At 61.1% G+C, this 24137-nt stretch carries 19 protein-coding genes; 15 read left to right on the top strand and 4 right to left on the bottom strand.

The window, feature by feature from the left end; all coding sequences use genetic code 11:
• Positions 1-115: 115 nt before the first annotated feature.
• Positions 116-1093 (bottom strand): acrylyl-CoA reductase (NADPH), encoded by a 978-nt coding sequence (gene acuI, locus AC2CGI_RS17800; RefSeq protein WP_021505125.1) that lies wholly within the window; start codon positions 1091-1093, stop codon positions 116-118.
• Positions 1094-1296: 203 nt separating this feature from the next.
• On the opposite strand from acuI, the gene csrD reads away from it, so the two are divergent.
• The 10 genes from csrD (at position 1297) to AC2CGI_RS17750 (ending at position 15514) form a co-directional block, all read left to right on the top strand.
• On the top strand, positions 1297-3231 hold the full coding sequence (gene csrD / locus AC2CGI_RS17795; protein WP_076741019.1) for an RNase E specificity factor CsrD: 1935 nt from the start codon (positions 1297-1299) through the stop codon (positions 3229-3231).
• Positions 3232-3644: 413 nt separating this feature from the next.
• Positions 3645-4688: a rod shape-determining protein MreB gene (gene mreB / locus AC2CGI_RS17790; protein ID WP_003855260.1), complete on the top strand. Its 1044-nt coding sequence runs from the start codon at positions 3645-3647 to the stop codon at positions 4686-4688.
• Between the two features lie 94 nt (positions 4689-4782).
• Positions 4783-5808 (top strand): rod shape-determining protein MreC, encoded by a 1026-nt coding sequence (gene mreC, locus AC2CGI_RS17785; RefSeq protein WP_028127540.1) that lies wholly within the window; start codon positions 4783-4785, stop codon positions 5806-5808.
• Positions 5805-6293: a rod shape-determining protein MreD gene (gene mreD / locus AC2CGI_RS17780; protein WP_004936918.1), complete on the top strand. Its 489-nt coding sequence runs from the start codon at positions 5805-5807 to the stop codon at positions 6291-6293. Before mreC ends, mreD begins: the two co-directional genes overlap by 4 nt.
• 10 nt (positions 6294-6303) lie before the next feature.
• Positions 6304-6888, top strand: a complete 585-nt coding sequence (locus tag AC2CGI_RS17775) for a Maf family protein (protein ID WP_004936921.1) — start codon at positions 6304-6306, stop codon at positions 6886-6888.
• 38 nt (positions 6889-6926) lie between these two features.
• Positions 6927-8396: a ribonuclease G gene (gene rng, locus AC2CGI_RS17770; RefSeq protein ID WP_004936922.1), complete on the top strand. Its 1470-nt coding sequence runs from the start codon at positions 6927-6929 to the stop codon at positions 8394-8396.
• 88 nt (positions 8397-8484) lie between these two features.
• Positions 8485-12288: an AsmA2 domain-containing protein YhdP gene (yhdP, locus tag AC2CGI_RS17765; protein ID WP_076741018.1), complete on the top strand. Its 3804-nt coding sequence runs from the start codon at positions 8485-8487 to the stop codon at positions 12286-12288.
• Positions 12285-13145, top strand: coding sequence for a deaminated glutathione amidase (nit1, locus tag AC2CGI_RS17760; protein ID WP_004936930.1), 861 nt, complete (start codon positions 12285-12287; stop codon positions 13143-13145). The genes yhdP and nit1 overlap by 4 nt, the downstream gene beginning before the upstream one ends.
• 7 nt (positions 13146-13152) lie before the next feature.
• A complete protein-coding gene (tldD, locus tag AC2CGI_RS17755; protein ID WP_021505122.1) occupies positions 13153-14598 on the top strand; it encodes a metalloprotease TldD in 1446 nt (481 codons plus the stop codon).
• A gap of 151 nt (positions 14599-14749) precedes the next feature.
• The gene (locus AC2CGI_RS17750; protein WP_021505121.1) at positions 14750-15514 is read left to right on the top strand and encodes a CDP-diacylglycerol diphosphatase; all 765 of its coding nucleotides are present in this window, start codon (positions 14750-14752) and stop codon (positions 15512-15514) included.
• Positions 15515-15572: 58 nt separating this feature from the next.
• Here AC2CGI_RS17750 and AC2CGI_RS17745 read toward each other — a convergent pair whose 3' ends face one another.
• Both AC2CGI_RS17745 and uriH read right to left on the bottom strand, forming a co-directional pair.
• The gene (locus tag AC2CGI_RS17745; protein ID WP_076741017.1) at positions 15573-17255 is read right to left on the bottom strand and encodes a PglL family O-oligosaccharyltransferase; all 1683 of its coding nucleotides are present in this window, start codon (positions 17253-17255) and stop codon (positions 15573-15575) included.
• 692 nt (positions 17256-17947) lie between these two features.
• Positions 17948-18889 carry a uridine-preferring nucleoside hydrolase UriH gene (gene uriH, locus AC2CGI_RS17740; protein ID WP_015379191.1) on the bottom strand — a complete coding sequence of 314 codons (942 nt, stop codon included), beginning with the start codon at positions 18887-18889 and terminating at the stop codon, positions 17948-17950.
• A gap of 207 nt (positions 18890-19096) precedes the next feature.
• On the opposite strand from uriH, the gene AC2CGI_RS17735 reads away from it, so the two are divergent.
• Together AC2CGI_RS17735 and AC2CGI_RS17730 are read left to right on the top strand one after the other, a co-directional pair.
• Positions 19097-19372, top strand: coding sequence for a double zinc ribbon domain-containing protein (locus AC2CGI_RS17735; protein ID WP_004936944.1), 276 nt, complete (start codon positions 19097-19099; stop codon positions 19370-19372).
• Positions 19369-19713, top strand: coding sequence for a hypothetical protein (locus AC2CGI_RS17730; protein WP_004936948.1), 345 nt, complete (start codon positions 19369-19371; stop codon positions 19711-19713). Before AC2CGI_RS17735 ends, AC2CGI_RS17730 begins: the two co-directional genes overlap by 4 nt.
• On the opposite strand, the gene aaeR is transcribed toward AC2CGI_RS17730, so the two are convergent.
• A complete protein-coding gene (gene aaeR, locus AC2CGI_RS17725) occupies positions 19704-20615 on the bottom strand; it encodes an HTH-type transcriptional activator AaeR (RefSeq protein ID WP_015379188.1) in 912 nt (303 codons plus the stop codon). The two genes, AC2CGI_RS17730 and aaeR, sit on opposite strands and share 10 nt — an antisense overlap.
• Before the next feature lie 314 nt (positions 20616-20929).
• Here aaeR and aaeX point away from each other — a divergent pair, with 314 nt between their 5' ends.
• The 3 genes from aaeX to aaeB are packed head-to-tail and all read left to right on the top strand — an operon-like array spanning position 20930 to position 24043.
• The gene (aaeX, locus tag AC2CGI_RS17720; protein ID WP_004936952.1) at positions 20930-21133 is read left to right on the top strand and encodes a p-hydroxybenzoic acid efflux pump operon protein AaeX; all 204 of its coding nucleotides are present in this window, start codon (positions 20930-20932) and stop codon (positions 21131-21133) included.
• A gap of 7 nt (positions 21134-21140) precedes the next feature.
• Positions 21141-22076, top strand: coding sequence for a p-hydroxybenzoic acid efflux pump subunit AaeA (aaeA, locus tag AC2CGI_RS17715; protein WP_004936954.1), 936 nt, complete (start codon positions 21141-21143; stop codon positions 22074-22076).
• Positions 22076-24043 (top strand): p-hydroxybenzoic acid efflux pump subunit AaeB, encoded by a 1968-nt coding sequence (gene aaeB, locus AC2CGI_RS17710; RefSeq protein ID WP_033632003.1) that lies wholly within the window; start codon positions 22076-22078, stop codon positions 24041-24043. The genes aaeA and aaeB overlap by 1 nt, the downstream gene beginning before the upstream one ends.
• The last annotated feature ends 94 nt before the right edge of the window (positions 24044-24137 follow it).

Raw genomic sequence — 24137 nt, 5'->3', positions numbered from 1 at the left:
CAAACGGGTCTCCATGAAATAAGCATGGCGCTAAAGCCGGCCGGAAGCGAGGGGGCGCGGGAAAATATGAAATTTCGCAGAAGCGGGAACTCCCCCCGTCGCCGAGGGGAGAAGGTCAGCGGATTTTCACCAGGGTGCGGCCGGTGATTTGGTTGTTCAGCAGCGCGGCGGCGGTGGCCGGCGCCTGTTCGAGGGTGATTTCGTGCGTGGCCTGCTGATAGAAACTGTCCGGCAGAATGCCGGCCAGCCGTTCCCAGGCGGTTTGGCGGCGGTGCAGCGGCGTATGCACTGAATCCACGCCCTGCAGACGCACGTTGCGCAGAATGAACGGCATCACGGTGGTCGGCAACTGATAACCGCCCGCCAGGCCGCAGGCGGCGACGGTGCCGTTATAGTTCATCTGTGCCAGCACCCGCGCCAGCAGTTTGTCGCCGACGGTGTCCACTGCGCCGGCCCACAGCTGTTTCTCCAGCGGACGCGGCGTGTCGATATAGCCATCGCGCGACATCACCTCTTTGGCGCCGAGCGCTTTCAGGTACTCGGTATTGCTGTCGCGGCCGCTGATGGCGGTCACCCGGTAACCCAGCGCTGCCAGCAGGGCGATAGCGGTGCTGCCCACGCCGCCGCTGGCGCCGGTGACCAGGATATCGCCGTCGTCCGGGTGCACGCCGCCTTCCTCCAGCGCCATCACGCACAGCATGGCGGTAAAGCCGGCTGTGCCGATGATCATCGCCTTGCGCTCATCCAGCCCGTTCGGCAGCGGCACCAGCCACTCACCGGAGACGCGCGCCTGCTCGGCCAGGCCGCCCCAGTGGTGTTCGCCTACGCCCCAGCCGGTGAGCACCACGCTTTGCCCCTCTTTGAAGCGATCGTCGCGGCTGTGGCGCACGGTGCCGGCGAAATCGATGCCCGGCACCATTGGGAAGTTGCGCACGATCTTGCCTTTGCCGGTGATCGCCAGCGCATCCTTATAATTTAGGCTGGACCAGTTGATGTCGACGGTGACATCGCCTTCCGGCAACCGATCGCTGCCGATATCTTTGATATGAGCCAGAGTTTGGTCGTCTTGTTGTTCCAATAACAGTGCACGCATGTCACTCTTCCTCTCGTTTACACTTTTCTATCAATGGCTGAATCACATTTATTTGACTATATGCATAATAAGCGGCCCAAGTCCTGATAAAGGACAAAAACGGCGCTTGCAGGTTTTATTCCTCGGCAAGGCTTGTTAGGGTTGGACGGCTCCTTTTGGCTACAGGGGCACACTCACTTAACCATAGCGGACAAGGCACAGGGATGCGATTTACCACCAAACTCTCTGCATTGATCACTCTGTTGGTCGCACTGGCGATGTTTTTGATGCTGATGGGATGCTCATACAGCTTCTTTTACGTTACCCAGGATCGCCAGGAGCGCCGCTTGGATTCGCTGGTTACCACTCTCGATCAAGCCATGCTGAGCGAGCCGCCGCAGGAGCAGGAGAAATGGTTGCCCATCGTCATGCGCACGCTCGGCATCGTGTCGATCCGCATAGAGGCCGGGACCAGCCAACTGCTCGACTATAAATTGCCGACGGTCAAAAAAGAGCACTGGGATGCGCTGAACGGCTATCGTCAGGTCTCGCGCCCCCTGTTGCAGCACCCGGGCAGCACGCTGTACATCACCTACCTCGATCCCTTCGCCAGCGACGTGCGTACGCTGCAATCCACCGCCGCCGTCACGCTGTCGATCGTCGTCATGGTGGTGATTTTGCTGTTCAGCCTGCGCTGGCTGCGTGAACAGGCCGACGGCGAAGATCGTCTGGAACGCCGCGCGCGGCGCATTCTGAACGGCGAGCGTGAAAACGTCATGCAGGGCGACGTGCGTGAGTGGCCGGCCAACGTCAGCGGCGCGCTCGACCGCCTGCTGGCCGATCTGGCGGAAGCGCGGGAAGAGCGCAGCCGGGTCGATACGCTGATCCGCGCCTTCGCCGCGCAGGACGCCAAAACCGGGCTGAATAATCGCCTGTTCTTCGATAACCAATTGACCACTCAGTTGGAAGATGAAGGCTCGCACGGCATCGTGATGATGGTGCGGCTGCCCGATTTCGAGACCCTGCGCGAGACGCACGGCAGCGTGGCGGTGCAGGAGCTGATGTATTCGCTGGTCAACCTGCTGTCTACCTTCGTGATGCGCTACCCGTCGGCGCTGCTGGCGCGCTACTTCCACAGCGATTTTACCGTGTTGTTGCCGCATCGAACCCTGAAGGAGGCCGACGGCATCGCTTCACAGCTGGTCAACGCCATCGATGCCTTGCCTTCCACGGCGCTGATCGATCGCGAGGCCTTCCTGCACATCGGCATCGTGGCGTACCGCAGCGGTCAAACCACCGAGCAGGTGATCGATTATGCGGAGCAGGCGACGCGCCACGCTACGCTGCAGGGCGAAAACGGGTGGTATGTGTACGACAGCCAGGTGCCGGAAAAGGGGCGCGGCAGCGTCAAGTGGCGCACGCTGCTGGAACAGGTGCTGGCGCGCGGCGGCCCGCGGCTGTATCAGAAACCGGCGGTGACCGTGGAAGGCGAGGTGCACCATCGCGAGATCATGAGCCGGATCTATGACGGCACCCAGGAATTGCTGCCGGCGGAATATATGCCGCTGGTGCAGCAGCTGGGGTTGGCGGAGAGTTACGATCGCCAACAGGTGAGCCGCATCATTCCCTTGTTGGCGCAGTGGCCCGAGGAAACGCTGGCGTTCCCGCTGTGCGTAGACTCGATTTTGCAGCGCTCTTTCCAGCGCTGGCTGCGGGATACGCTGTTGCAGTGCGAAAAAAGTCAGCGTCGACGAATTCTGATTGAACTTGCGGAGGCAGATGTGTGTCAACATATCGACCGTTTGCGTCCGGTGCTGAGGCTGTTGTCAGGGCTGGGCTGCCGCCTTGCGGTGTCCAAAGCGGGTTTAACCGTGGTCAGTGCGTCCTATATCAAGTCGCTGCAGGTGGAGATCGTCAAGCTCCACCCGGGGTTGGTGCGGAGCATCGATAAGCGGGACGAAAACCAGCTGTTCGTGCAGAGCCTGACCGGCGCCTGCGCGGGTACGCGCGCGCAGGTGTTCGCCGCCAGCGTACGTACGCGCAACGAATGGCAGACGCTGAAAGAGCGTGGGATCCATGGCGGGCAGGGCGACTTTTTCGCGTCGCCGGAACCGATCGACGCGGGGCGTAAAAAATATTCACGTCGTTATCGCGTTTAAGCTGATTGCCGGACAAAAATTGACGTAGAATGAGCGCCGGATCCATCTGGGCCATGTCACCCGTCATTTTGGAGTTTTCTCCAATCTGCCTGCGACAATGACGCCTATTTGAGATAGGCTCTTGTCAGCTTTTATCTGGTTGGCGTTGGTAGGTGCTTACCATCGGCGGCAATCAGGGAATATGTTAGATTTTATGAGCTGTGTTACGCCGTTTCGTGCGTTGACAGGGTGGTAAACTGAGCCTTTGTTCAGGGAATTCAGGCCTCATCCAATTTCCGTGCATTCGAGCAGAAACAATACAGACTATTTTTCACCGAAGTAGAACGTTTTTGCGCCTTGTCGCTGCTTCGTGTGGTTGGTAAAGTAGGCGGATTTTATTTTCCGCCCCCAGCTTGCAGGATTATCCTTTCGTTATGTTTAAGAAATTTCGTGGCATGTTTTCCAACGACTTGTCCATCGACTTGGGTACCGCCAATACCCTGATTTATGTTAAAGGGCAAGGCATCGTACTGAATGAACCTTCGGTGGTTGCCATTCGTCAGGATCGTGCCGGCTCCCCAAAGAGCGTTGCGGCCGTCGGTCATGACGCCAAACAGATGCTGGGCCGCACCCCCGGCAACATCGCGGCTATTCGCCCGATGAAAGACGGCGTGATCGCCGACTTCTTCGTGACCGAAAAAATGCTGCAGCACTTTATCAAACAGGTTCACAGCAACAGCTTCATGCGCCCAAGCCCGCGCGTGCTGGTCTGTGTGCCGGTCGGCGCGACCCAGGTTGAACGCCGCGCTATCCGCGAGTCCGCCCAAGGGGCCGGCGCGCGCGAAGTGTTCCTGATTGAAGAGCCGATGGCGGCGGCGATCGGTGCAGGCTTGCCGGTTTCCGAAGCGACAGGCTCCATGGTGGTGGATATCGGTGGCGGTACCACTGAAGTGGCGGTGATCTCGCTGAACGGCGTGGTGTACTCCTCTTCCGTGCGCATCGGCGGCGACCGCTTCGATGAAGCCATCATCAATTATGTGCGCCGCAACTACGGCTCGCTGATCGGCGAAGCGACCGCCGAGCGCATCAAGCACGAAATCGGTTCTGCCTATCCGGGCGACGAAGTGCGCGAAATCGAAGTCCGTGGCCGTAACCTGGCCGAAGGCGTACCGCGCGGCTTTACCCTGAACTCCAATGAAATCCTCGAAGCCCTGCAAGAGCCGCTGACCGGCATCGTCAGCGCGGTGATGGTGGCGCTGGAGCAGTGCCCGCCAGAATTGGCCTCCGACATTTCCGAACGCGGCATGGTATTGACCGGCGGCGGCGCGTTGCTGCGCAACCTCGATCGCCTGCTGATGGAAGAAACCGGCATCCCGGTCGTGGTGGCGGAAGATCCGCTGACCTGCGTGGCGCGCGGCGGCGGCAAGGCGTTGGAAATGATCGACATGCACGGCGGCGATTTGTTCAGCGAAGAATAGTCAGCCCCTGGAAGGAGGAATCGTATCGGATGAATGCGCACAGCGAGAATCGGGTACGGTTCCTCTTTCTGTTGTCGAGGAACTCGCATAATTTATGAAGCCGATTTTTAGCAGGGGGCCTTCCCTGCAACTGCGACTTTTTTTGGCGGTGATTGCGGCCATTGGCCTGATCGTTGCCGACAGCCGGCTCGGCACGTTCGTGAAGATACGTAACTACATGGACACCGCAGTCAGCCCTTTCTATTTTCTGGCCAACGGGCCGCGTAAAGTTTTGGACAGCGTGTCAGAGACGCTGGCCACCCGCCAACAGCTGGAGCTGGAAAACCGCGCTCTGCGGCAGGAACTGCTGCTGAAAAACAGCGATATTCTTCTTCTTGGCCAATTCAAGCAGGAAAACGCCCGCTTGCGCGAGCTGCTGGGTTCCCCGCTGCGTCAGGACGAACACAAGATGGTCACCCAGGTGATCTCCACCGGTTCCGATCCGTATAGCGATCAGGTGGTGATCGACAAAGGGTCGGACAACGGCGTCTATGAAGGCCAGCCGGTGATCAGCGACAAGGGCGTGGTCGGTCAGGTGGTGGCGGTGGCGAAAGTCACCAGCCGCGTGCTGCTGATCTGCGACGCCTCGCATGCGCTGCCGATCCAGGTGCTGCGCAACGATATTCGGGTGATCGCCGCGGGCAGCGGCTGCGCCGACGATCTGCAACTGGAGCATCTGCCGAACAACACCGACATCCGCGTCGGCGACGTGCTGGTCACCTCCGGCCTCGGCGGCCGCTTCCCTGAAGGGTATCCGGTGGCGGTGGTCTCCTCGGTCAAGGTCGACAACCAGCGTGCTTACACTGTGATTCAGGCGCGGCCGACCGCCGGTCTGCAGCGCTTGCGTTATCTGTTGTTGTTGTGGGGCGCCGATCGCAACGGCGACATGCCGCTGCCGCCGGACGAAGTGCACCGCGTGGCCAATGAACGCCTGATGCAGATGATGCCGCAGGTGCTGCCGCCTGCCGGTTCCGTCGGGCCACAGCTGCCGGCTCCGGCCACCGGGGTGGCGCCGCAAACCACGGCACCGGCCTCTGCTCAGCCTCAGGTTCAGCCCGCGGCGGCGGGGGTGGTGCAATGAACAGCTACCGCAGCCACGGGCGCTGGATAATCTGGCTGTCGTTCCTGGTGGCGTTGGTGCTGCAAATCATGCCGTGGCCGGAGCAGATCTACATGTTCCGGCCTTCCTGGCTGGTGCTGATCCTGATCTACTGGGTGATGGCTTTGCCACATCGGGTCAACGTCGGCACCGGCTTCGTGCTGGGGCTGATCATGGATCTGATCCTCGGTTCCACGCTGGGCGTGCGCGCGCTGGCGCTGGGCATCATCGCCTATCTGGTGGCGTTCAAATTCCAACTGTTCCGCAATATGGCGCTGTGGCAACAGGCGCTTATCGTCGTGTTGCTGTCGCTGTCGATGGATGTGGTGGTGTTCTGGGCTGAGTTTTTAGTGATCAACGTCTCTTTCCGCCCAGAGGTGTTCTGGAGTAGTGTGGTAAACGGCATTTTGTGGCCGTGGTTATTCCTGTTGATGCGTAAAATCCGCCGTCAGTTCGCCGTACAGTAAGGGTATATCAATGACTTCGCTTTATCTGGCCTCCGGCTCCCCACGTCGACGTGAACTGCTGACCCTGCTGGGCGTGTCGTTCGACATTCTGCTGACGCATACCGAAGAGCAGCGCCGGGAAGGCGAAGCCGCAGAAGCCTATGTGCGCCGCCTGGCGCAGGACAAGGCCAAAGCGGGCGTGGCGCTGGCGCAGGAAGATCGGCCGGTGCTGGGCGCCGACACCATCGTGGTGCTCAACGGCCGGGTGCTGGAGAAGCCGCGCGACGAAGCCCATGCGGCGGACATGCTGGCGGCCCTGTCCGGCAAGCAGCATCAGGTGATGACGGCAGTGGCGATCGCCGATCGCCACGACGTGCGTTGCCAGCTGGTGGTGACCGACGTGACGTTCCGCAGCCTGTCACAACAGGATATCCGCGACTATATTGCTACGGGCGAACCGATGGATAAGGCGGGCGCCTATGGAATTCAAGGAAAGGGTGGTTGTTTCGTCAGAACGATAACCGGGAGTTATCACGCAGTGGTCGGTCTGCCGCTGGTCGAAACACATGAGCTGCTCAGTAATTTTGTCGCATTACGTGATGTAAGAACCGGTTGATGGGCGCTGCCATTATCGACCGGCTCTGAGGAGAAGGCATGACAGCTGAGCTACTGGTTAATATCACACCGTCTGAAACGCGGGTCGCCTATATCGATGGCGGCATTCTGCAAGAGATCCATATCGAACGCGAATCCAAACGCGGCATCGTCGGCAATATCTATAAAGGGCGCGTCAGCCGCGTCCTGCCGGGCATGCAGGCGGCGTTCGTCGACATCGGCCTCGATAAGGCCGCCTTCCTGCACGCCTCTGACATCATGCCGCATACCGAATGCGTCGCCGGCGATGAGCGGAAAAACTTCCACGTGCGCGACATCGCCGAGCTGGTGCGCCAGGGGCAAGACCTGATGGTGCAGGTGGTGAAAGATCCGCTTGGCACCAAGGGCGCGCGTCTGACCACCGATATCACGCTGCCTTCGCGTTATCTGGTCTTCATGCCGGGTGCGGCGCACGTCGGCGTGTCGCAGCGCATCGACAGCGAAGCCGAGCGCGAGCGCCTGAAGGCGATCGTGGCGCCGCACTGCGACGAGCTGGGCGGCTTTATCATCCGCACCGCGGCGGAAGGCATCGGCGAGGAAGAGCTGGCGCAGGACGCCGCATTCCTCAAACGGCTGTGGACCAAGGTGATGGAGCGCAAGAAGCGCAACCAGACCAAATACAAGCTGTACGGCGAGCTGGCGTTGGCGCAGCGCATCTTGCGCGATTTCGCCGGCGCGGCGCTGGATCGCATCCGCGTCGATTCGCGGCTGACGCACGATCTGCTGGTGGAGTTCACCGGTGAGTACATCCCGGACATCACCAACAAGCTCGAGCTCTATACCGGCAGTCAGCCGATTTTCGATCTGTACGATGTGGAAAACGAGATCCAGCGCGCGCTGGAGCGCAAGGTGGAGCTGAAGTCCGGCGGCTATCTGATCATCGATCAGACCGAGGCGATGACCACGGTCGACATCAACACCGGCGCCTTCGTCGGCCACCGCAACCTCGACGAAACCATCTTCAATACCAACATCGAGGCGACACAGGCCATTGCGCGCCAGCTGCGGCTGCGCAACCTGGGCGGCATCATCATCATCGACTTTATCGATATGAACAACGAAGAGCATCGCCGCCGGGTGCTGCACTCGCTGGAGCAGGCGTTGAGTAAAGATCGGGTAAAAACCACGATCAACGGCTTCTCTCAGCTAGGCTTAGTTGAAATGACGCGTAAACGAACGCGTGAAAGCATTGAACATGTGCTCTGTCACGATTGTCCTACTTGCAATGGGCGCGGCACCGTGAAAACGGTGGAAACCGTGTGCTACGAGATCCTGCGCGAGATTGTGCGCGTGCATCACGCTTACGATTCCGATCGCTTCCTGGTGTACGCCTCTGCGGCGGTCGGCGAAGCGCTGAAGAGCGAAGAGTCGCATGCGCTGGCCGAAGTGGAGATTTTCGTCGGCAAACAGGTGAAGGTGCAGATCGAACCGTTGTACAGCCAGGAGCAGTTCGACGTCGTCATGATGTAGCCCGCCCGACATCGGTAGGGGCCCGGCACGCCGGGCCCGTCAGTGCATAGATATTCCCGTTGCCAGGCAGCGGAGCAAGGAGAACTGCGTGAGGCGACTGCCTGGGATTCTGTTAGCAACAGGCGCCACCCTAATCGTGATTGTGGCGCTGCTGATCAGCGGGCTGCGCCTGATGCTGCCGAAGCTGAACGACTACCGTCCCCAACTGCTGGCGCAGGTGGAGAAGCTGTCCGGCGTGCCCGTGCAGATGGATTTCCTACAGGGCAGTTGGGAAACCTTCGGCCCGCAGCTTGAAGTGCGTAACCTGAGCGTTACGCTGCCCAAAAGCGATGTGCATATCGAGCGCGTGACGCTGGCGCTGGATGTGTGGCAGTCGCTGTTGCACTGGCGCTGGCAGTTCCGCGATCTGACCTTCTATCAATTCCGGCTCGATTTGAACGCCACGTTGGGCGGCGATCGGCAGGGCGAAGGCCTTGAGCCGGGTAAAATCAGCGATCTGATGCTGCGCCAGCTCGACCATTTCGATCTGCGCGACAGCCGTATTTCATTCCTGACGCCCGCCGGCGCGCGCGCCGAATTCGACATTCCCCAGCTGACCTGGCTCAACGGCCGCGATCGCCACCGCGCCGAGGGGCAGATCAGCCTGTCGACGCTGAACGGCCAGCACGGCGTGGTGCAGCTGCGCATGGACCTGCGCGATAATCAGGGCCTGCTGGACACCGGCACGGTCTATCTGCAGGCCGACAACATCGACATGAAACCCTGGTTTACCCGCTGGCTGCGCGCCAACACCGGGCTGGAAAGCGCCGACTTCAGCCTGGCTGCCTGGCTGCAGGTGCAGAACGGCGAGATCGCCGGCGGCCATGCGTTGCTCAAGCAAGGGGCGGCCAACTGGAATACCGGCGCCGCGCAGCACCGGCTGGACGTGGATAATCTGGCGCTGTCGCTGCGCCGCCAGGGCACCGGTTGGCAGCTCGACGTGCCGCAACTGCGGTTGAGCACCGACGGCCAGGCCTGGCCGCAGGGCGCGCTTTCCGCGCTGTGGCTGCCGGAAAACACCGAATTCATGGGGCCGGCGCAGAATGAAGAACTGCGTGTGCGCGCGACTGATATTCAGCTGGAGCGTCTGTCGGCGCTGCTGCCGACCTTCTCCTTCCTCAGCCCGGACGTGCTCGAGCGCTGGAACGATCTGCAGCCGCAGGGGCAATTGGAAGCGCTGGCGCTGGACATTCCGCTCAAGCAGCCGGAAAAGAGCCGTTTCCAGGCGCTGTGGCGCGATGTCAGCTGGCAGCGTTGGGAACTGCTGCCGGGCGTTAACCACTTCTCCGGGGCGTTGAGCGGCGGGGTGGAGAACGGCCGCCTGACGCTGGGGCTCACCGACAGCACCCTGCCTTACGGTGACATGTTCCGCGCCCCGCTTGAAATCAGCAGCGCGCGCGGCGCGCTGACCTGGCGTTACAACGATCAGGGCTGGGAGCTGGCGAGTCAGGGGCTGGACGTCAAGGCGAAGTCGCTGTGGGTCAACGGTGATTTCCGTTATCAGCAGCCGGCCAAGGGCGATCCGTGGCTGAACATCCTGGCGGGCATCCGCCTGTATGACGGCGCCGACGCCTGGCGCTATTTCCCGGAACCGTTGATGGGCAAGCATCTGGTGGACTACCTGAGCGGCGCCATTCAGGGCGGCCAGGTGGATAACGCTACGCTGATTTATTCCGGCGATCCGCAGCACTTCCCGTATCGTAAAAACGAAGGGCAGTTTGAAGTTTTCGTACCGCTACGTCACGCCACCTTCCAGTTCCAACCGGGCTGGCCGGCGCTGACCGATTTGGCGATCGATCTCGATTTCGCCAACGAGGGATTGTGGATGCATGCGCCGCAAACCCGATTGGGTAAGGTGGCGGGTAAAAATATCAGCGCGGTGATCCCGGATTACCTGAAAGAGCGGCTGCTGATCGACGCCGAAGTCGCGGGTGCGGGCAGCGACGTGCATGACTACTTCATGCAGACGCCGTTGCACGATTCGCTCGGGGCGGCGCTGGAGCAGCTGCAGATTGGCGGTGATGTCAGTGGGCGCTTACATCTTGATATTCCCCTGGACGGCGAGCAGGTCAGAGCCACCGGCGAAGTGGCGCTGAACAACAATTCGTTGCTGATAAAGCCGCTGGACAGCGAACTGCAAAAGCTCAGCGGCAAGTTCCGCTTCGACAACGGCAACCTGCAGAGCGACCCCCTGTCGGCCAACTGGTTCGGGCAGCCGGTGGCGGTCAACTTTTCCACGCAGGAAGGCGATCGCGATTACAAGATCAATGTCGGCCTGAAGGGCGACTGGCTGCCGGGCAAGTTCCCCGGCCTGCCAAAAGAGGCCGCTGATGCGCTCAGCGGCAGCGCGCCCTGGCAGAGCCAGGTGGCCATCACGCTGCCGCATCAGGGCTCGGCCAGCTATGATATCGGCATTGACGCGGATTTGAAGAAAGTGAGCAGTCACTTACCTTCACCGCTGGACAAGGCACCGGGCGAGGCACTGCCGGTGAACGTCAAGGTCAAAGGCGGTCTGAACGGTTTCATGTTGACCGGCAGCGCGGGCAAACAGAACCGCTTCAACAGCGAATGGAACTTCGATAAAAAACAGGTGAATCTGGCGCGCGCCGCCTGGCAAACCAACGGGGGCGGCACGCCGCCGCTGCCGGCCGGCAAGTCGATGACGCTGAATCTGCCGGCGCTGGACGGTGAGCAGTGGCTGGCGCTGCTGGCGCCGGCACTGAAACAGGGCGGCGGCAGCGGTCAGGTGGGCGGTTTCAGCTTCCCTACCACCGTGGCGCTGACTACGCCGCAGCTGCTGTTGGGCGGCCAGGCCTGGCATAAGCTGACGCTATCGGCCGAAAAACAGCTTGGCGCTACCCTGGTGAGCGCCAAGAGCGACGAAGTGGACGGCAGCCTGCGGGTGGCCGATCGCGGGCCGTGGCGCGCCGATATCAACTACCTGTATTACAACCCACAGTTCGCCGAGACGAAAAACGCGGCGGGCGCACCGTCGCCGTCGACCGAGAAAGTTTCCTTCCGCGACTGGCCTTCGCTGATGCTGCGCTGTAAGTCGTGCTGGGTGCTGGGGCAGAACCTCGGCAAGGTCGAGGCGGATCTGACTAATCGGGGGGATACCCTGACGCTGGATCACGGTCTGGTCGATACCGGTAAAGGGCGTATGAGCGCCACCGGCCTGTGGAAACAAAACGCGCAGGAAGAGCGCAGCTCGCTGAAAGGCAAACTGCTCGGCGGCAAGATCGATGAAACCGCCGCCTTCTTCGGCATCACTATTCCGCTGAAGGGGGCGCCTTACGACGTGGACTTCGATCTGTACTGGCACGGCGCGCCGTGGCAGCCGCAGGTCGATACGTTAAGCGGCGCGCTACAGGTCAAGATGGGCAAGGGCGAGATCGACAGCATGGGCGGCGGCCGCGCCGGCCAGCTGCTGCGGCTGGTCAGCTTCGACGCCCTGCTGCGCAAGCTGCAGTTCGATTTCAGCGATACCTTCGGCAAAGGTTTCTACTTTGATTCCATCCGCAGCACCGCCTGGCTGAAAGATGGCATAATGCATACTGATAATCTATTGATCGACGGCCTGGCGGCGGACATCGCCATGAGCGGCCAGATCGATCTGGCGCGCCGCCGCATCGATATGGAGGCGGTGGTGGCGCCGGCGATTTCGGCGACCGTCGGCGTGGCCACGGCGTTTGTCGTCAACCCGATCGTCGGCGCGGCGGTATTTGCCGCCTCGCAGGTGCTGGGGCCGCTGTGGAGCAAGATTTCGCTGATTCGCTACCATATCGGCGGCGATCTCGACCAGCCGAAGATCAATGAGGTACTTCGTAAGGCAAAGGAGGATAAGGCGTCATGAGGAATGCTAACGTTGCGTTGTTGCAGTTGTGCAGTGGCGATCAGGTGCGCGATAACCTGGCCCAGATTGAACAGCAGATTAAGCAGCTCAATGCCGGGGTAAAACTGGTCATGACGCCGGAGAACGCGCTGCTGTTCGCCAACTCCGCGGCCTACCGCCAACAGGCGGAAAAACAGGGCGATGGCCCGCTGCAGAACGCGGTGCGTGAGCTGGCGCGCCGCTATGGGGTGTGGTTGCTGGTGGGCTCGATGCCCTTGATCAGCCGCGAAAACCCGGAACTTATCACTACCAGCAGCCTGTTGTTCGACGAGCAGGGCGAGATCCGCGCCCGCTATGACAAACTGCATATGTTCGATGTGGATATCAACGATGCGCACGGCCACTACCGCGAGTCGGATACCTACCAGCACGGGCAGCACCTGACGGTGGTGGATACGCCGGTCGGGCGCTTGGGCATGACCATATGCTACGATCTGCGCTTCCCCGCGCTGTTCCAGGCGCTGCGGGCACAGGGCGCCGAACTGATTTCGGTGCCGGCGGCGTTTACCCGGGTCACCGGCGAGGCGCATTGGGAAATCCTGCTGCGCGCCCGGGCGATCGAAAACCAGTGCATGATCCTGGCGCCGGCGCAGGTGGGGCGCCACGGACCGACTCGTCGTACCTGGGGCCACACGCTGGCTGTTGACGGCTGGGGCAAGGTGCTGGCCGAGAACGCGGACGCCGTGGCGGCGCTGAAGGTGCGCGTGGACACCGCAAGCCTGAAAAATATTCGTGCGCAGATGCCGGTGCTGCAGCACAACCGATTCCAGACGTCGCTGACGGCGCCGTCTGACAAGCTATCCTCCAATCAAGAGTGAAACCATTATGAGCCTGACGTTTGTCAGTGAGCAGTTACTCGCTACCAACAAGCTGAGTCATCAAGACCTGTACAGGGTACTGGGTCAACTGGCAGAACGCCGTATCGACTACGCCGATCTCTATTTTCAGTCCAGCTATCACGAAGCCTGGGTGATCGAGGACGGCATCATCAAGGATGGCTCTTACAATATCGACCAGGGCGTCGGCGTGCGCGCCGTCAGCGGTGAGAAGACCGGCTTCGCCTATGCCGATCAGATCACCCTGAATGCGCTGCAGCAGAGCGCCCAGGCGGCGCGCAGCATCGTGCGCGAGCAGGGCGACGGGCGGGCGCATACCCTGGGCGAAATCGGTTACCGGGCGCTGTATCCGCTGCTCGATCCGCTGCAAAGCCTGCCGCGCGAAGAGAAAATCGCCCTGTTGCACCGCGTCGACAAGGTGGCGCGCGCCGCCGATGCGCGGGTGCAGGAAGTGAACGCCAGCATCACCGGCGTTTACGAGCAGGTGTTGGTGGCCGCCACCGACGGCACGCTGGCGGCGGACGTTCGCCCGCTGGTGCGTCTTTCCGTCAGCGTGCTGGTGGAGCAGGACGGCAAGCGTGAGCGCGGCTCCAGCGGCGGCGGCGGCCGTTTCGGCTATGACTACTTCCTGGAAACCGTCGACGGCGACGTGCGCGCCGATGCCTACGCCAAAGAAGCGGTGCGCATGGCGCTGGTCAACCTCGGCGCGGTGGCGGCGCCGGCCGGCAATATGCCGGTCGTGCTGGGCGCCGGCTGGCCGGGCGTGCTGCTGCATGAGGCGGTGGGCCACGGCCTGGAAGGCGACTTCAACCGGCGCGGCACCTCGGTGTTCAGCGGCCATATGGGCGAGCTGGTGGCGTCCGAGCTATGTACCGTGGTGGACGACGGCACCCTGCAAGGGCGCCGCGGCTCGCTGGCGATCGACGACGAAGGCGTGCCGGGCCAGTACAACGTGCTGATCGAAAACGGCGTGCTGAAAGGCTACATGCAGGACAAGCTCAACGCGCGGCTGATGGGCGTCGCCCCGACCGGCAACGGCCGCCGCGAGTCCTACGCGCATCTGCCGATGCCGCGCATGACCAACACCTACATGCTGGCGGGCCAATCGACGCCGGAAGAGATCATCGCCAGCGTCGAGTACGGTCTGTACGCGCCGAACTTTGGCGGCGGCCAGGTGGACATCACCTCCGGCAAGTTTGTATTCTCCACCACCGAAGCCTACCTGATCGAGAAGGGACGCATCACCAAACCGGTGAAAGGGGCGACGCTGATCGGCTCCGGCATCGAGGCGATGCAGCAGATCTCGATGGTCGGCAACGATCTGGCGCTCGATAAAGGCGTGGGCGTGTGCGGCAAGGAAGGCCAGAGCGTGCCGGTGGGCGTCGGCCAACCGACGCTGAAACTGGACACGCTCACCGTCGGCGGCACGGCGTAATCTTTCCTCAAGGGGCCACGCGTTGGCCCCTCAACCATGCTCCATTTCGCGGCCTTTCTCGCATTCGTAACGCTAAGCGCGGCAGGACGCCGTAGCCTGCACGACATAATGGAATGAAATTGACGTGGCGAAAAAACAGAGCACGACAAGAATGACGCGCCTGGCATTATCCGCTCGGCGTTGGCTGCTGGTGCTGGGCGTTCTGTCCCTGACGGGCTGCGCCCGTTCCGATGCGCTGTGGGGTGTGGTCGATAAACTCTGCATGGCCAACTATCAGCAAAAACGCAATCCGGCCCCGTGCGAGCAGATTTATATGCCGCAGGGGAAGGCCCTGGGCTTTAGCGTGCTGCAGAACCCGCGTTACCCTTATCACTTTATCCTGGTGCCGACGGCGCCGCTCTCCGGCATTGAAAGCCCGCAGCTGCTGGTTGGAGAACGGACGGACTATTTTGGCTATGCCTGGCTGATGCGTTACCGGCTGGCCGCCGAGTATGGCGGGCCGGTGCCGGATGATATGTTGGGCATGGCGATCAACTCCGCTTACGGCCGCAGCCAAAACCAGTTGCACATTCACCTGACCTGTCTGCGCGAGGACGTGCGGCGCCAATTGCAGGCGGAACGCCCCTACATACAGGAACAATGGCGGCCTTTGCCGGATAAGTTGTTGCGCCACACCTATTATGCTCGCCGCGTGATGCAGCCAGCCGTGATGGGCATCTACCCGATTAAGGATTTGGCGGATTATTTCCATCTGTCGCCGCCGCAGCTGGCGGAATATGGCGTGGTCGTCGTTCCGACGATGTTTGCCGGCCGGCAAGGGTTTATCTTGTTGGCCTCGAAGCGCGGCTGGGACGTCGGCAATCGCGCGTCGGTAGAGTCGCTGCTGGATAAAGAGTGCGCGATATTGCCGCGTTGATTTTGCTACATAAATGACGCAGGTGAGAGCGACGAGGCATCGCTCTCACCTTGTTGCCCTACCTAAACCGCGCATCCCGCGTAAACAGGAAAGCGGCTTCCCGCAGGCGAGCGTCGGCTTGTGCCTGATCCCCCTGATAGCGCAAGATCATGATCAGCGTGGCGTAGACGTTGGCGTCGATGCGGTGCTGCAGATAGGCATTGGCCCACTGCCGATAGCCGGTCAACAGGGCATCATCACGCGTCTGGTTGTAGACCAGCAGCGCGTGAGATTGCTCGTCGAAGGTTTTGCGCTCCCGGTAGATCCAGGCGGCCGGCGACGGCATCTGCTCGATGCTGTCGATGTTGGCCAGCATAGTGCGCTCCGACTGGGTGAGCGCCATGCGCCCTTGCCAGGCGAAGACCGCCATCACCAGCACGCCGACCGCCGCCACCGCCACCGGCAGGCTCAGGGCTTTGGCGAACGGCAGCGGGCGGGGCTCGCCGGTTTGGCCGTCCAGCAGCGCCAGCAGCAGCAGAAACGCCAGCCAGTGCGGCGCAGACAGATAGAAAGGGTATTCCAGCTGGGTGTGTATCAGCATCGGCAGCAGCACCAGGAACAAGCCGACGCGCGCACCGTTCGGCTGTTCTCGATCCCGTTGCCAGGCGCTTTTCAGCAGCCGTGCGCCGGCGGCAAGGACGATAGCGATACCTGCCAGCGCCGGCAGGCCACCCTCAATCCACCACAGCAGGATTTCATTGTGCGGATGCCCGGCGACTTCCAACACTTCTCGCCAGGGCATTTCCTGCAGGCGAAAGTGCGCGAAGCTGTATTCAAAACCGCCGTAACCCCAGCCCAGCAGCGGCTTGGCCAGGATCATGGCGCCGACGTCATGCAGCATGGTGAGGCGAGCGCTATTGGACAGCTCCCGACCGATCAGACCCGCGCGGCCATCCAGGCCGAAACCGGTGAATAGCACCGCCAGGCCGATCGCCACGCCCAGCAGCAGCGCGCCGCCGGCCCAGCGGCTCGCGGCCGGGCGCCGGCGGGCAAAACGGCACAGCAGCAAAGCCGCCGCCAAGGCGCCGCCAAGCCAGGCGGCGCGCGACTGGATCAGTACCAGCAGGGCGGAGAAAACGGCCAGCAGCGCGAGCAGCGGGATTTGCCGCCGCCACGTTGGCGCTGAGAGGGGAGCAAGCAGCAGCCAGAGCGCCAAGGCCAGCCCGGTGGCGATAAAGCTGCCCAGCACGTTCGGTTGCTGAAAGACGCCGTAGACCCGGCTGCCGTTAGGGGCTACCCAGGCCAGCGTGGGGGCGAACAGCTGCAGCGCCGCCAGCAACGCCTGAACGCCGATGGCGAACAGCAGACCGTACAGCAGCAGCTCGCGCTGTCGGGCGGTTAGGCGCAGCTGCAGGCAGGCGACATAGAACAGCCAGCCGCCGAGCAAACCGGCGCAGCGCCACAGGGCATCTTCGCGCCACTCGAGGCGGGTATACAGCAGCGGCAACGCCAGTACGGCGATGCCGAGCAGCAACCGCCGGGCGGTGGGGGTCAGCGAAAAACGGATGCGACCCAGGCAAACGGTAAACGTCACGATCAGCGTGGTGAGCGCCATGACGCTCCAGGCCAGAATGTTTTGCGGCAGCGCCAGACCGTCGCCGCCCATGTTGGGGTAATAAACCGGCAGGACCGCCGCCATCCAGATCAGCAGCAGGGGCAGCACGGCGATGGTCGCTGCGTTAGCGGGAGATTTATCGGCCATGGTTAACCTGCCATGGCCTGATAGCGTTTATGAAATGCATGTTTTGATTATTCCCTATCCTTTATCCTGATGTTGAAATGCGTGTAATGTTCAATTCGAAAATGTCTCATGGGAAATTTAATCCGTCTTCATGGTGAAGCGATAAATAATGTTTACCCTGAGAATGCGCGAGACCGTGTGCCTAAAGAAAGGTTAAGCCGTATTTTTCACCCGCAAAAGGCATTTTTGTTGTTTGCAAAAACAGATGCGCTATTTTCTCAAATCCATTGTGATTCAGTCAAATTTTAATCTAATATTATTTTTATTCATTGAAATCAGTTGGTTGAGGGTTGTCTTGACGTGTGTGAATATCGTGGGGCATCTCGGCGATGGCCTATGTCGGCAGTCAATGTGAAGAATAAAATAGGTATCTTATTGTTTAATTTATTTCGTCAGCGGCGGCGTGACGGCGGAGATTTATTCCATCGTTTTCCATTGCTGGTTTTTAAATTCAATGTGATTTTTATGGTTTTATTTTTATTAAGATTCTTCTTGTCTTTGCCTGTTTTTTTTAATTTTTATAAAATGATTTATTGTTAGGATTGTTCTGCTGTATTGGAAATAAAAGAGGTTATGGCCTGAGCCTCCCGTTGCCGCGGCAGAATACGGACTAACGCGCCTGTAAAAGCGCGTTAATCTCGTTTCTCATTCGCTTACTCCACCTCCCCGATCCGCTCCAGCGCATCCACCACCAGATCCCAGAATTTATCCTGATCCAGTTTGACCGCTACCTGGGTGTGGCAATCCGGCGGCGGCGGCGCGCGGAAGTCCGCGACCGTCATGCCTAAGGTGAGGGTGCCGGTCAGCTCTATATTTACCGGCGCTTTGCGCACCGTCATGACGCTCGGATCGATCACATAGGCCACCGCGCATGGATCGTGCACCGGCGGGGCGCTGAAGCCCTGCGCCTGTTGGTACATACGCCCAAAGAATGCCAGCAGTTCGCCGACGAAGGCGGCCGGCCGGGTGCCGAGGGCGGCGATGCGTTCGCAGACTGCCGGCGTGGCCAGCGCCTGGTGGGTGAGATCCAGCCCGACCATGGTCAGCGGCCATTTTTCGTTGAACACGATGTGCGCCGCCTCGGGATCGATTTTGATATTGAACTCCGCCACCGCGCTCCAGTTGCCCACATGATAGCCGCCGCCCATCAGCACCACTTCCTTGACCCGTTCGGCAATGCGCGGCTCTTTACGCACCGCCATGGCGATATTGGTCAGGCCGCCGGTCGGCACCAGCGTCACGCTGCCCGGTGGGTGGGCCATCACGGTTTCGATGATCAGGTCTACCGCGTGGCGTGAGTCCAACTGCAGGTGGGGTTCCGGCAGCACCGGGCCATCGAGGCCTGAGTCGCCGTGAATGTCGGGCGCCACTTCGATATTGCGCACCAGCGGACGCGGGCAGCCGGCGGCGAAGGGGACGCCGGTGATATTGGCGATACGGGCCACCGCCAGGGCGTTGCGCGTCACTTTGTCCAGCGTCTGGTTACCCACCACGGTGGTGACCGCCAGCAGGTCGATCTGCGGATTGCCCCAGGCCAGCAACAGAGCGATGGCGTCGTCATGCCCCGGGTCACAGTCCAGTATGATTTTTTTCATGGTTATTCCTGATGCAGGGAGAGGTTTCCGCAGCATAACGCAGCGCGACGGCGTGGGATAATGCCGATGGTGCTTTTGTTAACGGCATCAAAGCCTTGCCACTTTTACGATGTAATGAAACGTAAATCCTGCTCGCCGGGCTTTACCCTGGAGTTTACTCCAGGGTTTACAGTGAGGTTCAGCGTCAATGCACAGAGGAGAGGCGGGATGAGCTTACTGAAACGGTTGTTGGGGCAAGGCGGTATTCACGGCGGTCATCAGCGCGCGGGCCACGGCGGCGGGCATCATGGCAACCGCTATAACCAGCATGGCGAGCCGGGGCCGCAGTGCCCGGAATGCCGGGCAGTGAATAAATCGGGCGCCCGTTATTGCCACCGCTGCGGTCAGCCGTTTGCCGCGCTAAGCGCCACCTGCGGCCAGTGCGCCGCACCGTTGCCGCCGGGCAGCCGCTTTTGTCCGCAGTGCGGCGGCGGTGTGCCGTGAACCGGGGCGGTTGGACACTCGCGCTGCTGCTGGGCGCCATGGCGCTATGGACGCTGCTGGCCTGGGGCGTAGCCGGGGTGCTGGCCTGGCTCCCGGCGTTGGCGGAGGCAGCCGGGAAGGCATCGTTGCCGGTGAACGGTGCGCTGAGCCTGGTGCCGCAGGCGGTGCTGGACGCCTGGCTGCCATGGCTGAAACAGCTGGGCAGCGGGCTGGCGAGCTATTTTCCTGTGCTGCTGACCTGGGCGGGCTACGCCGTCTGGCTGCTGTGGGGCTTCGGCATGGTGGCGCTGACGCTGCTGGCCGCGCTGGCGCGCCGCTATTTGAGCGCCGCTCAGCGATAGCCCTGATAGACCGCCGCTACGCGTTCGAAATAGTCGGTTAAATAGTTGATGCACACCTGCACCTTCAGCGGCAGTTTGTCTTTCTCGGTATAGAGCGCGTAGATCGGCCGCGGATCCGAATGGTAGCTTTTGAACAGGATCTCGATCTCGCCGCGTTTGATCTCTTCGATCACCCACATCAGCGGGGCGTAGGCGATGCCGGCGCCGTTTTTCAGCCAACGGATCATGGTGGAGGAGTCGTTGGTGACGAAGCGCCCCTGCGGGGAAATGCGTGTGGTGATGCCTTCCGGCGACATCAGTTCAAATTCGCTGTCGGGCCGCACGCTGTACTCCAGCCAGGAGAAGTTGACCATGTCGCTCGGCTTCTGCGGCGTGCCGTGCTGGATCAGGTAGCTTTTGGCGGCGCACACCACCATCGGCATCTGCCCCAGGCGGCGGGAGAACAGGCTGGAGTCCTGCAGCGCCCCGGTGCGGATCACCAGATCCAGTCCGTCGGTGATCAGATCCGGCGCCGGAATGCCGGTTACCAGGTTGACCGTCAGGCCTGGGTACTCTTTCATCATCTCGGCGGTCATGTTCGCCAGCACGTTTTGCGCCATGGTAGATGAGCTGCCGATGCGCAGCGTGCCGGCGGGAGTATTGTTAAATGCGTACAGCTGCTCATGCACCTCGCTGACTTCCTGCAGCATGCGTCGGCAGCCCTGATAGTAGATTTTGCCGGCCTCGGTCAGGCCGATGCTGCGCGTGCTGCGGTTCAACAGCTTGACCTGCAGTTCATTTTCCAGTTTCGAGACGGTCTGACTGATCGATGAAACGCTCATGTCGAGTTGGCGTGCGGCCGCGGTAAACGACCCGAACTCAACCACTTTGGCGAATACCGACATCCGTTTTAATCTTTCCATTATTCACTCTGGCTTAAAAGTGATTTAGATCACAGATTGTTGATGACTTGATAGTAAGCAGGCTAATATAACGTGGTCGGGTGAATAGACCTTACCAACGTGCGAGAGCGATCGGCAACGCAATCCTGCCGCTCCTCCGGCACCCTCGCAATCCCTGTCGTGGATGTCTGCCCCCAAGTTTAACCTTTTTTCGGGTTCGTGACCTGGACAAGCTGTCCGGTCAAGATTTGTGGCGCGCGCACGCTAAAATGTAAAGAGAATGTGAATGGCGAGATGTGTCTTTCCCCGGCGTAGTGAACAATAAGGAAAAAGTGATGAGTTTGCTTCCGGTTATGGTCATCTTCGGGCTGTCGTTTCCGCCGGTGTTTTTCGAGCTGCTGGTGTCGCTGGCGCTGTTTTTTCTCCTGCGCCGCCTGCTGCAGCCGACGGGGATTTACGATTTTGTCTGGCATCCGGCGCTGTTTAACACCGCGCTGTATTGCTGCTTGTTTTATCTGATTTCGTGTCTTTTTGTTTGAGGTCGCTGTGAAAAATTTTTCGATAAAAATAACCCGAATCGCGATCACTTTGATTCTTGTGCTGTTGGGCATCGCCGCGATATTCAAGGCCTGGGTGTTCTACACCGAGTCGCCGTGGACGCGTGATGCCAAGTTTACCGCCGATGTGGTGGCGATCGCCCCGGACGTCAGCGGCCTGCTGACCGACGTGCCGGTGGTGGATAACCAACTGGTGAAGAAAGGCCAGGTGCTGTTCGTGGTCGATCGGCCGCGTTATGAGCAGGCGCTGGCGGAAGCCGGCGCCGACGTCGCCTACTATCAGACGCTGGCGGCGGAAAAACGGCGCGAGGCCGGCCGCCGCGTGAAGCTGGGCGTGCAGGCGATGTCGCAGGAAGAGATTGACCAGTCGAACAACTCACTGCAGACCGTGCAGCACCAGTTGGCGAAGGCCATTGCGGCGCGCGAGCTGGCGCAGCTGGATCTGGAACGCACCACGGTGCGGGCGCCGGCCGATGGCTGGATCACCAACCTCAACGTCCATGCCGGCGAATACATCACCCGCGGCTCGGTGGCGGTGGCGCTGGTGAAGAAAGATTCCTTCTACATCCTGGCGTACCTGGAAGAAACCAAGCTGAATGGCCTGAATAAGGGCGACCGCGCGGAGATCACCCCGCTCGGCAGCAACCGCATCATGCACGGCACCGTCGACAGCGTGGCGGCGGCGGTGAACAACAGCAGCAGCACGGTGAACAACAAAGGGTTGGCCTCGATTGACAGCAACCTGGAGTGGGTGCGCCTGGCGCAGCGCGTGCCGGTGAAGATCCTGCTGGACGCCAAGGATCAACAGCATCCGTACCCGGCCGGCACCACCGCTACCGTGGTGATCGTCGGCAAGAACGATCGCAATGCCGACAGCGGCTCGCCTTTTGTGCGCCTGATGCACCGGCTGCGTGAGTTCGGCTAATGAGCAGCCCAACCTTTATCCGGCTGAGATTCGCCTTCAAACTCAGCTTCGCGATTGTGTTTGCGCTGTTCGTCGGCTTCCATCTCAATCTGGAAACCCCGCGCTGGTCGGCGATGACCGCCGCCATCGTCGCCGCCGGCCCGGCCTTTGCCGCCGGCGGCGAACCTTTCTCCGGCGCCATCCGCCACCGCGGCTGGCTGCGCATTATCGGCACCTTTATCGGTTGCTTCGTCGGCCTGATCATTATCATCACCACCGCCCGCGCGCCGGTGGTGATGCTGTTGCTGTGCTGCATCTGGGCCGGTTTCTGCACCTGGATCTCTTCGCTTATCAAGGTGGAGAACTCCTATGCCTGGGGGCTGGCCGGGTATACCGCGCTGATCATCATCGTGACGGTCGCCACCAGCGAGTCTCATCTGCTGGAAGCGCCGCAGTTCGCCATCGAGCGTTGCAGCGAGATCGTGCTGGGGATCGTCAGCGCCGTGTTGGCGGATCTGCTGTTCTCGCCGCGTTCGATCAAACAGGACATCGATCGGGCGGTGGATCAGCTGCTGGTGGCGCAATACCGCCTGATGCAGATGTGCATCAGCAATGCCGACAAAGAGGATATCGATCGCGCCTGGAGCAATCTGGTGAAGAGCACCACGGCGCTGGACGGCATGCGCAACAACCTGATGATGGAGTCCTCGCGCTGGCAGAAGGTCAACCGCCGGGTAAAAGCGCTGCATACGCTGTCGCTGACGCTGATCACCCAGGCCTGCGAAACCTATCTGATCTTGTTGAATCACCCGGACGCGCTGAAAGACAGCCTGCGTGAGCAACTGATGGTCCCGGCGGAAACCCCGCAGGAGATCCACAAGCGCATGAAGCTGTTGCGCCAGGTGCTGACCACGCATCGTTCCGAGGAAACGCTGCCGACCCTCACCGGCTGGGTCGGCGCGGCGACGCGCTACCTGCTGCTGTCGAAAGGCGTGCACGCCAACTGCAGCATCAGCGCGGTGGAAGAGGGGGTGTTGAGCAACGAAACCGTGGTCAAGCCGACTTCGGCGGAAGGGCATCACGCGATGATCAACGGCCTGCGCACCTTTGTGGCGACGGCCTTCGGCAGCCTGCTGTGGCTGTGGACCGGCTGGACGTCCGGCAGCGGTTTTATGGTGATCATCGCGGTCATCACCTCGCTGGCGATGCGCACCCCGGCGCCGCGCATGGTGGCGATGGATTTCGTGCTGGGCATGCTGGCGGCGATCCCGGTCGGCTCTCTGTTCTTCATGGTGATCCTGCCGGCGACGCAGCAGAGCATTTTGCTGCTGTGTCTCAGCCTCGGCCTGCTGGCGTTTTTCATCGGCATCGAGGTGCAGAAGAGGCGGCTCGGTTCGCTGGGGCTGCTGGCCGGGACCATCAACATTCTGGTGCTGAGCAACCCGATGGAGTTCAACGTCACCCAGTTTCTCGACGGGGCGCTGGGCCAGTTCCTCGGCAGCTGCGTTGGGCTGATGGTGCTGCTGCTGATCCGCGACAATTCGCGTGAACGCACCGGCCGCACGTTGCTCAACCAGTTCGTCAGCAGCGCGGTGTCGGCGCTGACCACCAAGGCGGCGCGTCGTCGGCAAAACCACCTGCCGGCGCTGTATCAGCAGCTTAACCAGCTGCTGATGATGTTCCCGAACGACATCGCCAAGTATCGTCTGGCGCTGAACCTGATCATCGCCCACCAGCGCATGCAGCGGGCGGAGATTCCGGTCAGCGAAGAGCTGTCGGCCTTCCACCGCCAGATCCGCAGCACCGCCGATCGGGTGGTCTCCGCCAAGAACGACGTCAAGCGCGCCTATTACTACGATCGCTTGCTGGGTGAAATGAACGAGTACCAGCAGAAGCTGGTGGACAATCAGGCGCCGCTCAGCGTCACCGGGCCGGTGAAACGCCTGGCCGACATGCTGCATCGCTATCGTCACGCCTTGATCGATTGATGCGTTCCCTCCTGTTGCGCCGCGTTGTGCGGCGCCTTCCCTGACTATACTGAAAGCAGCGCCTGGCATGGCGAGCCGTCTCATGTGAGGCGGC

Source organism: Serratia sp. LSHTC3 (genome assembly GCF_057197125.1).
This window is presented reverse-complemented; position numbering and strand designations above follow the sequence as displayed.